The sequence below is a fragment of the Nocardia brasiliensis genome (genome assembly GCF_011801125.1).
Classification (GTDB): Bacteria; Actinomycetota; Actinomycetes; order Mycobacteriales; family Mycobacteriaceae; genus Nocardia; species Nocardia brasiliensis_C.
In genome coordinates this window covers 2,969,179-2,982,154 of sequence record NZ_CP046171.1, presented here as the reverse complement: position 1 = coordinate 2,982,154, position 12,976 = coordinate 2,969,179, and the positions used below count along the sequence as shown (strand labels likewise).

The window sequence follows — 12,976 nt, the reverse complement described above, 5'->3', positions numbered from 1 at the left end:
GATCGTTTCCCACGCGAACTACCTTGCGCCGTGCTAGCTTCAGCGAGTGTCTGTATTCAGTCGCCGTAACCCGTTGATTTCGGTGGCCGCACTGGGACTTATCGCGGCGCTCACCGCAACCGCCTGCAGCTCGGACTCCGATTCCGCCGCGAAGAACGACACGAACACCTCGTCGAGCGCGGCGGCACAGGACAATACGAAGCTCTTCCACGAGATCTACAAACAGCTGGTGGAGACCGATACCTCGCACTCGACCGGCAGCACAACCGTCGCCGCGAACGCGGTGCGCCAGCGGCTGCTCGACGCCGGGTTCGCCGAGTCCGACATCCAGATCTTCGAGCCGGTGGCACGCAAGGGCAACCTGGTGCTCCGGTTCACCGGGACCGGCCAGCGCAAGCCGCTGCTGCTGCTGGGTCATCTCGACGTGGTCGAGGCCAAGCGCGAGGACGGCTGGACCACCGACCCGTACAAGCTCACCGAGGTGGACGGCTTCTACGCCGCCCGCGGCTCGATCGACGACAAAGCCATGGTGTCGGCGCTGGTTTCGAGCCTGGTGCAGTTGAAGCGCGAGGGGTTCAGGCCGAACCGGGACATCGTGCTCGCGCTGACCGCCGACGAGGAGGCGGGCAAGGACAACGGCGCGAAGTGGCTGATGGAGAACAAGGCCGACCTGATGAGCGCCGAGTACGGCATCAACGAGGGCGGCCGCGCGCTGCTCGTCGACGGCAAACCCGCCCTGCAGGGCGTGCAGGTGGCCGAGAAGACCTATGTGACCTATCAGGTCGAGGCCAAGGAGAACGGCGGGCACAGTTCGGTGCCGACGCCGGACAACGCCATCTACACCCTCAGCACGGCGCTGAATCGCCTTGCCGCCTATCGGTTCCCGGCCTCGCTCAGCGACGCGACCAAGGACAACTTCGGCGCGCTGGCCGCCACGCGCGGCGGGCCGGAGGCCGACGACATGCGCGCGGTCGCCGCGGGCAACGCGAGTCCGGAAGCGATCGAACGGCTTTCCGCCCTGCCCGAGTACAACGCCCAGCTGCGCACCACCTGCGTGGCCACCATGCTGAACGCGGGCGAGGCGGAGAACGCGTTGCCGCAGAAGGCGAAAGCCACGGTCAACTGCCGAATCCTGCCGCAGGACAACCCCGATGACGTCGACAAGCAGTTGCGCGCGGCCTTCGCCGACGGCGGCAAGCTGACCATCACCCGCGATCTCGATCCGGCGGGCGGCATCTCGCCGATCAACGGTGACGTGCTCAACGCGATCACGTCGCTGACCAAGGAGCTGTTTCCCACGGCGGCCGTCAGCTCGCTCATGTCCACCGGCGCGACCGACAGCAAATACGCGCGGAGCAAAGGCATTCCGATGTACGGGGTGAGCGGGCTGTTCATGGTCGCCGCCGACGCCGGGCGGATTCACGGTGTCAACGAGCGCGCGCCGATCGCCGGGCTCGAGGCCAGCCGCGAATTCCTCTATCGGCTGGTGAAACAGCTCGCCCAGTAGGCCTCGCCCAGCAAGCGGGATCGCGTGCTCGCCATCGCAGGCCCGGCCGTCGCCGACCCGCGCTGGACGTTCCCCGTCGCCGTGGCGCTGATGGTGCTGCTGGACGCGATGTTTCGGGCGTTGCTGGCGGAGGTGGCGCCATTGTTCGGGCGGCACGCGGCGGTGTCGTGGTCCGGCCGAACCCTGGTGCTCGGCCTCGCGGGACACGGTGTGCTGGTCGTACTGCTGGCGGGGATCGTCGCGATCAGCGGTGTCGGCGACCTGCCCGGCGCCGCGACGCTCGGCGCGGTGGTCGGTCTCGTCGCGGGCGTGCCGATCGCCGTCTTCCTCGGTGTCGAGGCACGCGTCCCGTGGCCGGTGGCCGCGCTCCACGGGACGCAGTGGACGCTGAAGCTGCTCGTCGGCGCCTATGCCGTCGCCGACGGCGTCTTCCAGGCGCTGGCATAGGCCCGGAATTTTCCGGAGCGGTCTCGGGTTCGGCGTTCGGTCCGCGAGCCACGATCAGGGTCGGCGACGCGCGCGAACTGGGGTTCCCTCCGTCGAGCAGGCGAGAACGGCCGCGCGACTCCGGGTTTCGGTCAGGGGCAGCATCCGGGTCACACCCCTACCACCGCGGTATCAGCCGAGAATGGCGCTGCGGAGGGATTCGAGCATGGCCGCCCGATTCCTACCTTCGAGGCATGGGCAACCTCGAAAACGATTCTCTCGCCGGTGCGGTCGCGGATAGGCACGCCGAGTCCGCCGGGTCGCCGCGGTGGCGGCGCGGCATTGCCGCGTCCGTCGCCGCGGTCGCCGCACTCGGGTTGATCGGCGCCGCGACGGGCAGCGCCGCGGCGGCGCCCGCGACCGACTGTCTGTGGGCCGGTACGGGATACGCGCAGGGTGCGGACGTGGCCGCCGGTGGCCGGATCTTCACCTGCGCGGCCGAGCGCGGGACGCCAATCTGGGTGCGCGGCATCGCGACAGGCGCGCCGAGCACGGTCGCGAACCCCGGTGCACGCACCCGGCCCACCGGCACGTTCAGTGTCGGCGCGCAACAGCCCGGTACCGAATACAACGACTACTGCGTGGGCAGCCAGCTCGTCGGCGGCAGCGAGGCCGTGTACCAGGTGGTCGCCGACGCCGCGGGCGCGCTGCGCTGGCAAGCGGCAGGCCCGATCGCCCAGTGGGTCTTCGCCCCGGGAACGGGCCCGGTGCCGACCACACGCTCGGCCGCCCTGTGCCCGGCCGAGCCGGTGCTCTGGCCCGCGAACTAAGCTGCTGCTCCTATGGCCCTCAGCGCAACACTGCACAACTTCACCGTCCAGCTGGCCGACGTCGATCGCGGCGTCTACCAGGAGCTGGACCTGCGGGTGGCGCGCCATCCGTCCGAAACCGCGGAGTTCATGCTGACCCGGCTGCTGGCCTACTGCCTGGAGTACGAGGAGGGCATCGCGTTCAGCGACGGCGGCGTGTCCGCCACCGACGAGCCCGCGGTGCTGGTGCGCGACCTCACCGGGCGCCTCGTCGCCTGGATCGAGGTCGGCGCCCCCGACGCCGAACGGCTGCACCGCGGCAGCAAGGCCGCCGAACGCGCCGCCGTCTACACCCACCGCGATCCGGCGAAGGTGCTCGCCCAGCTCGCCGGAAAGCGTATCCACCGCGCCGCCGACATCCCGATCTACAGCTTCGACCGCGCGTTCATCGACGCGGCCGTCGCCGCCGTCGAGCGGCGCAACACGGCCACCCTGTCCATCACCGAGCGCCTGCTCTATCTGGATCTCAACGGCACCGGCCACAGCACCTCGGTCGCCGAGCACCGCATCGGGTAGGCCCGCCACCACGCCCCACCCCAGCGCGTCACGCCCATAGACCTCGGCGCCCGCCACGAAAGGTCCGCGCCGCGGCGGTAGGCCCAACGTCACCACGCCCGTATGCCGCAGCACCGATCGACTCAGCGCCCGCGCCGATCAACCTCAGCCCCACCACGCCCGTAAGCCGCGGCGGCGATCGACCTCAGCGCCCGCGCCGATCGAGCTCAGCGCCGCCGAGCTCGGTAGGCGGCGACGGCGTTGCGATTGCCGCACGCGGTGCTGCAATAGCGCCGGGATCGGTTGCGGGACAGGTCGAGCACGATGCCGGCGCACGCGCTGTCGGCGCAGAGCGAGAGCCTGCTCAGCTCGTCCGAGCGAATCAGGTCGACCATCGCCATCGCGGTTTCGACGGCGATGCGCACGTGCAGCGGCGCGTCGGGCGAGACGGCGTGGATGTGGTAGTCGAACCCGTCGTGGCGGACCAGCTGCGGGGTCGCCCGATGTGCGGCGAGTGTCTCGTTCACCAACCGCACCGCGGTGTCGCGATCGCTGGTGAGCAGCGCGCGCAGCGGGGCACGCTGCGCGCGCACCGCGGCGAGCTCGGCCGCGTCGCCGGTCCGCACGCCGGTATAGGCGTGTCTGACGAAAAACTCGTCCAGCTGGGCGATTTCGGTCATCGTGTCGGGTGCCTCGGCCGAATTGACCAGCTCGACCGCGGCGACCATGGCAGCCTCGGTGTCATGAGCAAAAGTCATGTTGACATCTTACACACACCGTCTTAGCGTCATTAGCCATGACGACAATCGCTCATGACAGCGCCGTGCGGCGGCGTTTGCGTTCCGGACTCCTCTTCGCGCTGCTGTCGGCGTCGTCGTTCGGACTCTCCGGCTCCCTGGCCCGCGGCTTGATGAACGCCGGGTGGAGCGCCGCCTCGGTGGTGGCGGTCCGGGTACTGATCGCGGCCGCCGTACTGCTGCCCATCGCCTACACCCAGCTGCGCGGCGACTGGCAGTTGTTGCGCCGCAACGCATCCCTGATCATCGCCTACGGCCTGCTCGCGGTCGCGGGCACACAGCTGGCCTACTTCAACGCCGTCGCCGAAATGGAGGTCGGGGTGGCGCTGCTCATCGAGTACACCGCCCCGATCGCGGTGGTCGGCTGGCTCTGGCTGCGCCACCGGCAGCGGCCCGGCGGTGCCACGGTCGCGGGCGGCCTGCTCGGCCTCGTCGGGCTCGGCCTCGTGATCGATCTGCGGTCGGGCCTGTCCACCAGCTGGGTCGGCATCGCGTGGGCGCTGGCCGCCATGATCGGGGCCGCCGCCTACTTCGTGCTCTCCGCACAGGGCGATGGCACACTGCCCGGCACGGTCCTCGCGGCGGGTGCGCTGCTCATCGGCGGGCTCACACTGCTCGCCGCGGGCGCGATCGGCATCGTTCCCCTGCATGCCACCACGAATCCCGTTGTCTTCCAAGACTTCACCGTCGCACTGTGGCCGGTGCTGCTGATCCTCGGCACGGTGACCGCGGCCCTGGCCTACGTCTCCGGCATCGTCGCCACCCGCCTGCTCGGCTCCCGGCTCGCCTCGTTCGTCGCGCTCTTCGAGGTGCTCGCCGCGCTCGCCTTCGCCTGGGTACTGCTCGGCGAGGCGCCGCGGGCGATCCAATTGCTCGGCGGCGTACTGATTCTCACCGGCGTGGTGGTCGTGCGCCGGGGCGAGCTGACCGATGCGGCGGCGCCCCCGGTCCCCGCCCCTGCCGAGGTCACGATGGAACCCCGCTGACCCATCGGCTGGGATCACCCTGGGTGATCCCAGCCGCGCCCGGTCACGAAACCGTGCAGTTCTTCTGGGCGTCGGTGCGCACCTTGCGACCGGTGAACTCCTCCAGAATCGCGATGTTCTCGGGGGCGTAGTTCTTCGCGGTGATCTTGTCGGCATCCGGGCTGCCGAGCTTGCCGGTATACGGTGCCGACTTCTCCAACCAGTAAGCGGTGCGCAGGAATTGGATCAATACCAGCTCACGCACCTTGGGCTCGTTCTTGATCTGCGCCCAGTAGTCCGGGTGCTTGTCCTTGGCGACACGCAGGTACAGCAGCAGGTACCGCAGATTGGTCGCGGCGATGTCGCGAGCATTGCTCGCCCCGATCCCCTTAATGTATTCCTGCACCACGGTGACCGCGGGCAGGCCGGTCAGCCCCGCGTTCAACTCCGTGAGCACACCCTGCAGGCGATAGTCGCCCTGCTGCCGGTCCCGCAGGTAGATGCCGTCCATGTCGTCGCTGAGCTTGTCCTTGATCAGCGGCAGGATCTCCTTACGCGCGAACCCGCCGTGCAGCGGGATATTCAGCAGCTGCTGGGTGCCGTTGACCCACGACGCGGTGCGCACATCCCATTCGGTGCGCGCGGCGTCCAGATCCCACATGTGGGTTTCCTCGTGGATCGCCACCATCATCGATTCCGCGAACGCCTCGAAACTGCTGGTGTCCACGAACTGGTTCCAGTACTTGTCCCTGGCCTGGGCGATCGCCAGCTTCTCCCCGCTCGGCCAGCGCCGCTGGTACATCCCCTGCAGCGTCGGCATCCAATTCGAGCGATTGAAACGGGCTTTCAGGTCGCTGATGTCGGCCTGCGGCTGTGACGGCTCGTCATAACAGAAGGGTGCGGCATTGGCGGCCTCGGGCAGGCTCGACAGCGGCGCCGCCGCCGCGAGCGAACCGGGCCCGAGGGCGAGGACGAGGCAGGCGGCGACAATCGGCACAGATAGTTTGCGGTTCACAAGGACCCCACTTCGGAGGAGTCGCGCGATGGCGCGACAACAGCTGGATCCAGCGCGAACGACCGGCACGGCGGTGCGACATTGGAGGTGCCGAATCACACGGTGTGGGTAGCCGATTCACGCTGGGGCGAGGTCACTCGAGCTCGAATGTAATCGAGACAATATGTCGCGCAAAGGAAGCAGTCGACGGCGCGACCGGGCACGACTCGGCGGACCTACCCCGCCAACAGCGGATAGGGCTGTGGAATTGCCTGTGCGGCAAGGAATCTGAGGACGTAACCGGCCGAGGAGTGGCGATGTCCCCACTCCTCCCCAGTTCCGCTCGACCTGCTCGGGCGGCCGGTGCGCCCGCCTCGATCAGTAAGCGATGAACAGGATCTCGTCGCGCGAGTACTCGTGCCCGGGATGGTTCGCGGCGAGATGGGCCTGTGTCTTCTCGACGAGATCGTCCTCGTCGACGCCGACGATCGCCTCGCCGCACGGGCAGTTCAGGTTTCGCTTCATGAGCTGTCCTTCCTTGTCGAAACGAAGTCTAGTGCCTCGTCCGGGCGGCTCGGCGCGATCATTCCCGGAACAGGTCGATGACCTTGGTTTCGTTGAGCTCGCCGTGCCCCGCCTCGACGAGCCTGCCGAAGATGTCGTAGGCGGCGTGCCCGAGCGCGGCAGGCGCGTGCACGGCATCGGCCAGTTCCACGCCGATCCTGGTGTCTTTCAGGCGCAACGCGGCGGTGAACGCGATATCGCGGTCGTGCACGCCGTCGAGCATCAGCCTGCTCACCCGCGTCACGGTGGGACTTGCGGCAACGCTCAGCGCCAGCGTGTCGACCACCGTGGCCAGGTCGAGTCCACTGAGTTCGGCGATGCGCAGCGCCTCCGCGGTCGCGGCGATCTGCACCGAGCCGAGCAGGTTCTGCACCAGTTTGTACGCGGTGCCCGCACCGACGCCGCCGAAGTGAACAATGCTGTCGCACAACGGTTCCAGCAGCGGGCGCGCCGCGGCCAGGTCAGCCTGCTCTGCCCCGACCAGCAGGCGCAGCGCACCGGCGGCCGCGGCGGCGGGCAACCCGGTGACCGGCGCGTCGATGTAGCGGAATCCCCGTGCCGTCGCCTGCCCGGCGAGCTCGAGCACCCAGGGCCGCGACAGCGTCGAGCACTCGATCGCGAACCGGTCCGGCGCGCCCGCCGCCGCCATGGCACCGTCGGCGCCGAGCCACACCGCGCGCGAGGCGGCGTCATCGGCCACCATCGCGATGACCGCGTCCGCCTGTTCGGCCGCCGCGCGCGGCGTGGGTGCGGCGACCGCGCCGGCCGCCACCAGGCTCGCCGACTTCTCCGGCGAGCGGTTGTACACCGCGACATCATGTCCGGCCGCGATCAACCGTGCCGCCATCCCCACGCCCATCCGGCCCGTACCCAGAAACCCGATTTTCGCCATTGCCGGACCCTACCCGCACAGGATCTCCACGCGATGGGCCATCGAACTCCACACCGGCTGTCCAGGTTTGCCGCAACGACGGGCTCGCCGCCGCGGCGGGCCACACCGCACGGAGGTCGAGCGGATGGATGTGAACGAATTCTCGCGATGGACCAGTGAATTCGAGTCGAAGGCGGCGGCGCGGCGCACGCTCGGCGATCCGGACTGGGCGGCGGCGCCCGGCTGCACCCCGCGCTCGCCCGCAGTCGCCGTCGATCACGGCCGCGCCCTGACCGAGCTCGGCGTCGGCCGTCGCGCGTTCGTCCGGGACGTGCTGCGGCTGTTCGAAACGATTGTCCCGTCCGCGGTTTCGGCACCGGCACCGGTGCGGCCGGTCGGCGCTCGAGCTGGCGGCTGACCCCGAGTCCAGTCGCGGGCATGGAATCGGGTGCGGCCGCGTTGCATCCGAGGCGGGAACACTACTCGGCGTGACCCGCGTCATGGTGCCGGGCGCTCGACGGCGGCGTAGTTTCGTTAATTAGCGAAATAACGAAGGACGGTGCGCGTGCTCGACGAATGCAAAGCGCTGGCGAACGAGACCCGCCTACGGGTGCTCGAATGGCTCAAAGAGCCGGACGTGCACTTCCCCGGGCGGGCCTGCGACACCGCCGAGCTGGGCGTTTGCGCGGGACTGATCCAGCAGAAGGCAGGCACCTCGGCCTCGACCATGTCCACCCATCTGGCGATCTTGCAGCGCGCGGGCTTCGTCACCGGCACCCGGCGCGGGCAGTGGATCTACTACCGCCGCGACGACGCCCGCATCCGGGCCTTCACCGAACAACTTCAACGCGCTCTCTGATCTCGAAAGGCGGCGTCCCATGCCCATCGCCCTGTCCATTCTCGACCTGGCAACGATCGCGCCGGGCCAGACCGCGCGCGACAGCTTCGCCAACAGCGTCGCGCTGGCACAGGCCGCCGAACGCAGCGGCTACCGCCGCGTCTGGTACGCCGAACACCACAACATGGGGTCCATCGCGTCGAGCGCGACGAGCGTGCTCATCGGTCATGTCGCCGAGCACACCGCCACCATCCGCCTCGGCGCGGGCGGCATCATGCTGCCGAACCATTCGCCGCTGGTGATCGCCGAACAGTTCGGCACCTTGGAGACGCTGTTCCCCGGCCGGATCGATCTCGGGCTCGGCCGTGCGCCCGGCAGCGACCAGAAGACGATGTACGCACTGCGCCGCACCGCGTCCTCGGCGGATTCCTTCCCGCAGGACGTGCTGGAACTGCAGGGCTATCTGACCGGCGACACCCGGGTGCCCGGTGTGCGCGCCGTGCCGCGCGCGCAAGGCGTCGTGCCGCTCTACATTCTCGGCTCGTCGCTGTTCGGCGCGCAGCTGGCCGGTCAGCTCGGGCTGCCGTACGCCTTCGCCTCGCACTTCGCGCCGGACGCGCTGCATCAGGCGGTGGCGGTCTACCGCGACGTGTTCCGCCCGTCGGAACAACTGGCCGAGCCGTATGTGATGGCCGGGGTCAACGTGTTCGCCGCCGCGGACGCCGACGACGCCGCAGAGCAGAAGACGGTCGCCTACCGTGCGCGCGCCCGAATGATGATCAAGCGGGGCGCCGCGGGGGCCGAGTTCTCCGACGCCGACATCGACGCGTTCCTCGCCTCACCCAACGGCGGGCAGCTCACCGCGATGACCAAGTACACCGCCGTCGGCACGCCTGCGCAGGTCAGGGCCTACCTCGACGAGTTCGCCTCGGCGATCGACGCCGACGAACTCATCACCGCCCATCACGCCACCGGTATCGCCGATCGGGTGCGCTCGGTCGAGCTCACCGCGGCGGCCATGGCGGGCGAGCCCGCGCTCGGCTGACCGGATTCCCTTACCGCGGTACGACTCTGGCCGGTGCCCCAGGACGGAGCACCGGCCAGAACTACCGATTCACTTGGTCGCGCTCGCCCGCTTCGGCAGCTTCCACCCCGGCCGGGGGAAGTGGCAGGTGTAGCCGTTCGGGTACTTCTGCAAGTAGTCCTGGTGGTCGGGCTCGGCCTCCCAGAACGTGCTCGCCGCGGTCACCTCGGTGACGACCTTGCCAGGCCACAGGCCCGAGGCGTCGACATCGGCGATGGTGTCCAGCGCGACGCGCTTCTGCTCGTCGTCCAGATAGAAGATCGCCGAGCGGTAGCTGCTCCCGATGTCGTTGCCCTGCCGGTCCTTCGTCGTCGGATCGTGGATCTGGAAGAGGAACTCCAGCAACGCCCGGTAGTCGGTACGCGCCGGGTCGTAGACGATCTCCACGGCCTCCGCGTGACCCGGGTGATTGCGATAGGTCGGATGGTCGTTGCTGCCGCCGGTGTAGCCGACCCGCGTCGACACCACCCCGGGCTGCCTGCGGATCAATTCCTGCATGCCCCAGAAGCAGCCGCCGGCGAGAATCGCCCTTCGCGTTTCGGTCACGCGTCCTCCTTCGTGAAAAGTGCCCGGTACTGTCCGTACCCTTGCGCCTCGAGGTCGTCGAGGTGGATGAACCGCAGCGCCGCGGAGTTGATGCAGTACCGCAGGCCGCCCTCGGCGCGCGGGCCGTCGGTGAACACATGCCCGAGATGGCTGTTCCCATGCGCCGAACGCGCCTCGGTCCGGATCATCAGATGACTGAAGTCGCGCTTCTCGACCACGTTCGCGGCATCGATCGGCTTGGTGAAACTCGGCCACCCGGAGCCGCTGTCGAACTTGTCGACCGAGGCGAACAGCGGCTCGCCCGACACCACGTCCACGTAGATGCCCGGCTCGTGGTTGTCCCAGTACTCGCCGGTGAACGCGCGCTCGGTCCCGTTCTCCTGGGTGACGTGGTACTGCTCCGGCGACAGCGCGGCGACCGCCGCGGGGTTGCGGTTGTATTCCTGTGCCACATGACCTCCTCATATCGGCTCCCCGTACAACGAACGGTCCGATCCGGAAAGTCCCCGCTCAGCCGGGCGTCACACTTCGGTCATTATTCGCCGGAACGCGGCGCGAGGACAGTCCCGCGGCCCGATCGGCCGGCGTCGCGCGCACCGATCCGGCGAAAAGCGTGCGGCCAAGACTGGAATGATTCATACTTATGAACGTATCCACAACTTCGGGGTGTCTCGTGCGCGAGACCGGCAGCCCGATTCGTCGCGAAAGGAACATCCGTGCCCGAAGAACACCCGCCCATCGCCGAGGCGAACACCGCACCCGCCGTCGGCGGCTGCCCGGTGGCCGGTCGACTCAAGTACCCGACCGAGGGCGGTGGCAACCGTGACTGGTGGCCGAACCAACTCAACCTGAAGATCCTGCAGAAGAACCCCGCCGTCGCGAACCCGATGGACCCGGACTTCGACTACGCGGCGGAGTTCGCGACCCTCGACCTGGCCGAGGTCAAGCGCGATATCGAAGCGGTGATGACCACTTCGCAGGATTGGTGGCCTGCCGACTTCGGGCACTACGGCCCGTTCTTCATCCGGATGGCCTGGCACTCGGCGGGCACCTACCGGGTCAGCGACGGACGCGGCGGCGCGGGCGCAGGCATGCAGCGCTTCGCCCCGCTGAACAGCTGGCCCGACAACGCGAGCCTGGACAAGGCGCGCCGCCTGCTGTGGCCGGTGAAGAAGAAGTACGGCAAGAAGCTCTCGTGGGCCGACCTGATCGTCTACGCGGGCAATGTCGCGCTGGAGTCGATGGGCTTCGAGACCTTCGGCTTCGGCGGTGGCCGGGTCGATCAGTGGGAGCCCGAGGAGGACGTGTACTGGGGCCCGGAGCAGACCTGGCTCGGCGGCGACGGCCGCTACAGCGGCAACCGCGATCTCGAAACCCCGCTGGCCGCAGTGCAAATGGGCCTCATCTACGTGAATCCGGAAGGCCCCAACGGTAATCCGGATCCGCTCGCGGCCGCCGTCGACATCCGCGAGACCTTCGCCCGGATGGCGATGAACGACATCGAGACCGCGGCGCTGATCGTCGGCGGGCACACCTTCGGCAAGACGCACGGCGCGGGCCCGGCCGATCACGTCGGTCCCGAGCCCGAGGCCGCGCCGCTCGAGGAGCAGGGTCTCGGCTGGAAGAGCTCGTTCGGCACCGGCGTCGGCAAGGACGCGATCACCAGCGGCCTCGAGGTCACCTGGACGCCCACCCCGACCGCGTGGGACAACAGCTTCCTGGAGACGCTCTACGGCTACGAGTGGGAGCTGACCAAGAGCCCCGCGGGCGCGCATCAGTGGACCCCCAAGGACGGCGGCGGCGCCGGCCTGGTGCCCGACGCGCACGATCCGGCCAAGACACAGCGACCGGGAATGCTGACGACCGACCTGTCCATGCGCCTCGATCCGGTCTACGGCGAGATCACCCGGCGCTGGCTGGATCACCCGGAGGAGTTGGCGCACGAGTTCGCCAAGGCCTGGTTCAAGCTCACCCACCGCGACATGGGCCCGGTCGTGCGCTACCTCGGCCCCCTGGTGCCGCAGGAGACGCTGCTGTGGCAGGACCCGATTCCGGCCCGCACCCACGAGTTGATCGGCGCCGCCGACATCGCCGCGCTGAAGAGCCAGATCCTCGCCTCGGGTCTCACTGTCGCGCAACTCGTTTCGACGGCATGGTCGGCCGCGGCCTCGTTCCGCGGCAGCGACAAGCGCGGCGGCGCCAACGGCGGGCGCATCCGGCTGCAGCCGCAGCGCGGCTGGGAGGTCAACGAGCCCGATCAGCTCACGCTGGTGCTGCCGGTGCTCGAGGGCATCATGGACTCGTTCAACGCGGCCCAGACCGGCAACACCCGGGTCTCGTTCGCCGACCTGGTGGTGTTGGCCGGTTCGGCGGCGATCGAGCGGGCGGCCAAGGACGCGGGCTTCGACCTCGAGGTGCCGTTCACGCCGGGACGCACCGACGCGACGCAGGAGCAGACCGATGTGGAGTCCTTCGCCGCGATGGAGCCCACCGCCGACGGGTTCCGCAACTACCTGGGCAAGGGTAACCGCCTGCCCGCCGAATACCTGCTCATCGACCGGGCGAACCTGCTGACCCTCAGCGCGCCCGAGATGACGGTCCTGGTCGGCGGTCTGCGCGTGCTCGGCACCAACCACGGGCAGCGCTCCGAGGGCGTGTTCACCACGAACCCGGGTGTGCTGAGCAACGACTTCTTCGTGAACTTGCTCGACATGGGCACCGCGTGGGCCCCCGCCGACGACGAGGGCAGCTACGTGGGCACCGATCGCGAGACCGGTGCGGTGCGCTGGACCGGCAGCCGCGTCGACCTGGTCTTCGGCTCGAACTCGCAGCTGCGGGCGCTCGCCGAGGTCTATGCGACCGATGACGCGAAGGAGAAGTTCGCGCGGGACTTCATCGCCGCCTGGGTGAAGGTGATGAACCTGGATCGCTTCGATCTGGCCTGATCACGGCGTGCCGACCGGCAACCCCGGTCGGTGACCGCTGCACCCGGCCCCGCGCGCCGACCCGGCGTGCGGGGC

Annotated in this window: 15 protein-coding genes; 9 read left to right on the top strand and 6 right to left on the bottom strand. The window is 69.0% G+C overall.

The window, feature by feature from the left end:
• Positions 1-46: 46 nt before the first annotated feature.
• The 4 genes from F5X71_RS13620 (at position 47) to F5X71_RS13605 (ending at position 3,318) form a co-directional block, all read left to right on the top strand.
• Positions 47-1,507 carry a M20/M25/M40 family metallo-hydrolase gene (locus F5X71_RS13620; RefSeq protein WP_238815878.1) on the top strand — a complete coding sequence of 487 codons (1,461 nt, stop codon included), beginning with the start codon at positions 47-49 and terminating at the stop codon, positions 1,505-1,507.
• Between the two features lie 24 nt (positions 1,508-1,531).
• Entirely contained in the window at positions 1,532-1,954 is a 423-nt protein-coding gene (locus F5X71_RS13615) for a hypothetical protein (RefSeq protein WP_167462269.1), read from the top strand.
• Between the two features lie 233 nt (positions 1,955-2,187).
• Complete coding sequence (locus F5X71_RS13610) at positions 2,188-2,763, top strand: hypothetical protein (RefSeq protein ID WP_167462268.1); 576 nt, start codon at positions 2,188-2,190, stop codon at positions 2,761-2,763.
• A 12-nt stretch (positions 2,764-2,775) separates the two neighbouring features.
• A complete protein-coding gene (locus F5X71_RS13605) occupies positions 2,776-3,318 on the top strand; it encodes a YaeQ family protein (RefSeq protein ID WP_167462267.1) in 543 nt (180 codons plus the stop codon).
• 206 nt (positions 3,319-3,524) lie between these two features.
• On the opposite strand, the gene F5X71_RS13600 is transcribed toward F5X71_RS13605, so the two are convergent.
• Positions 3,525-4,055 carry a CGNR zinc finger domain-containing protein gene (locus F5X71_RS13600; RefSeq protein ID WP_167462266.1) on the bottom strand — a complete coding sequence of 177 codons (531 nt, stop codon included), beginning with the start codon at positions 4,053-4,055 and terminating at the stop codon, positions 3,525-3,527.
• Between the two features lie 38 nt (positions 4,056-4,093).
• Here F5X71_RS13600 and F5X71_RS13595 point away from each other — a divergent pair, with 38 nt between their 5' ends.
• Positions 4,094-5,080, top strand: coding sequence for an EamA family transporter (locus F5X71_RS13595; protein ID WP_167462265.1), 987 nt, complete (start codon positions 4,094-4,096; stop codon positions 5,078-5,080).
• A 43-nt stretch (positions 5,081-5,123) separates the two neighbouring features.
• Here the strand turns inward: F5X71_RS13595 and F5X71_RS13590 are convergent, their stop codons facing one another.
• The 3 genes from F5X71_RS13590 to F5X71_RS13580 all read right to left on the bottom strand — a co-directional run bounded on the left by F5X71_RS13590 (position 5,124) and on the right by F5X71_RS13580 (position 7,509).
• A complete protein-coding gene (locus tag F5X71_RS13590; RefSeq protein WP_238815877.1) occupies positions 5,124-6,056 on the bottom strand; it encodes a hypothetical protein in 933 nt (310 codons plus the stop codon).
• 375 nt (positions 6,057-6,431) lie between these two features.
• A complete protein-coding gene (locus tag F5X71_RS13585; protein WP_014983729.1) occupies positions 6,432-6,578 on the bottom strand; it encodes a hypothetical protein in 147 nt (48 codons plus the stop codon).
• Between the two features lie 58 nt (positions 6,579-6,636).
• Positions 6,637-7,509, bottom strand: coding sequence for an NAD(P)-dependent oxidoreductase (locus tag F5X71_RS13580; RefSeq protein WP_167462264.1), 873 nt, complete (start codon positions 7,507-7,509; stop codon positions 6,637-6,639).
• A gap of 124 nt (positions 7,510-7,633) precedes the next feature.
• Between F5X71_RS13580 and F5X71_RS36460 the strand changes: the two genes are divergently transcribed.
• The 3 genes from F5X71_RS36460 to F5X71_RS13565 all read left to right on the top strand — a co-directional run bounded on the left by F5X71_RS36460 (position 7,634) and on the right by F5X71_RS13565 (position 9,371).
• Positions 7,634-7,906 carry a hypothetical protein gene (locus tag F5X71_RS36460; RefSeq protein ID WP_174817061.1) on the top strand — a complete coding sequence of 91 codons (273 nt, stop codon included), beginning with the start codon at positions 7,634-7,636 and terminating at the stop codon, positions 7,904-7,906.
• Between the two features lie 147 nt (positions 7,907-8,053).
• Entirely contained in the window at positions 8,054-8,347 is a 294-nt protein-coding gene (locus F5X71_RS13570) for an ArsR/SmtB family transcription factor (RefSeq protein ID WP_238815876.1), read from the top strand.
• A gap of 19 nt (positions 8,348-8,366) precedes the next feature.
• Positions 8,367-9,371 (top strand): LLM class flavin-dependent oxidoreductase, encoded by a 1,005-nt coding sequence (locus tag F5X71_RS13565; protein WP_167462262.1) that lies wholly within the window; start codon positions 8,367-8,369, stop codon positions 9,369-9,371.
• A gap of 69 nt (positions 9,372-9,440) precedes the next feature.
• Here the strand turns inward: F5X71_RS13565 and msrA are convergent, their stop codons facing one another.
• Positions 9,441-9,908, bottom strand: coding sequence for a peptide-methionine (S)-S-oxide reductase MsrA (msrA, locus tag F5X71_RS13560; protein ID WP_428981491.1), 468 nt, complete (start codon positions 9,906-9,908; stop codon positions 9,441-9,443).
• Between the two features lie 44 nt (positions 9,909-9,952).
• Positions 9,953-10,408 carry a peptide-methionine (R)-S-oxide reductase MsrB gene (gene msrB, locus F5X71_RS13555; RefSeq protein WP_167462260.1) on the bottom strand — a complete coding sequence of 152 codons (456 nt, stop codon included), beginning with the start codon at positions 10,406-10,408 and terminating at the stop codon, positions 9,953-9,955.
• 264 nt (positions 10,409-10,672) lie between these two features.
• Between msrB and katG the strand changes: the two genes are divergently transcribed.
• Positions 10,673-12,901, top strand: coding sequence for a catalase/peroxidase HPI (gene katG / locus F5X71_RS13550; protein WP_167462259.1), 2,229 nt, complete (start codon positions 10,673-10,675; stop codon positions 12,899-12,901).
• The last annotated feature ends 75 nt before the right edge of the window (positions 12,902-12,976 follow it).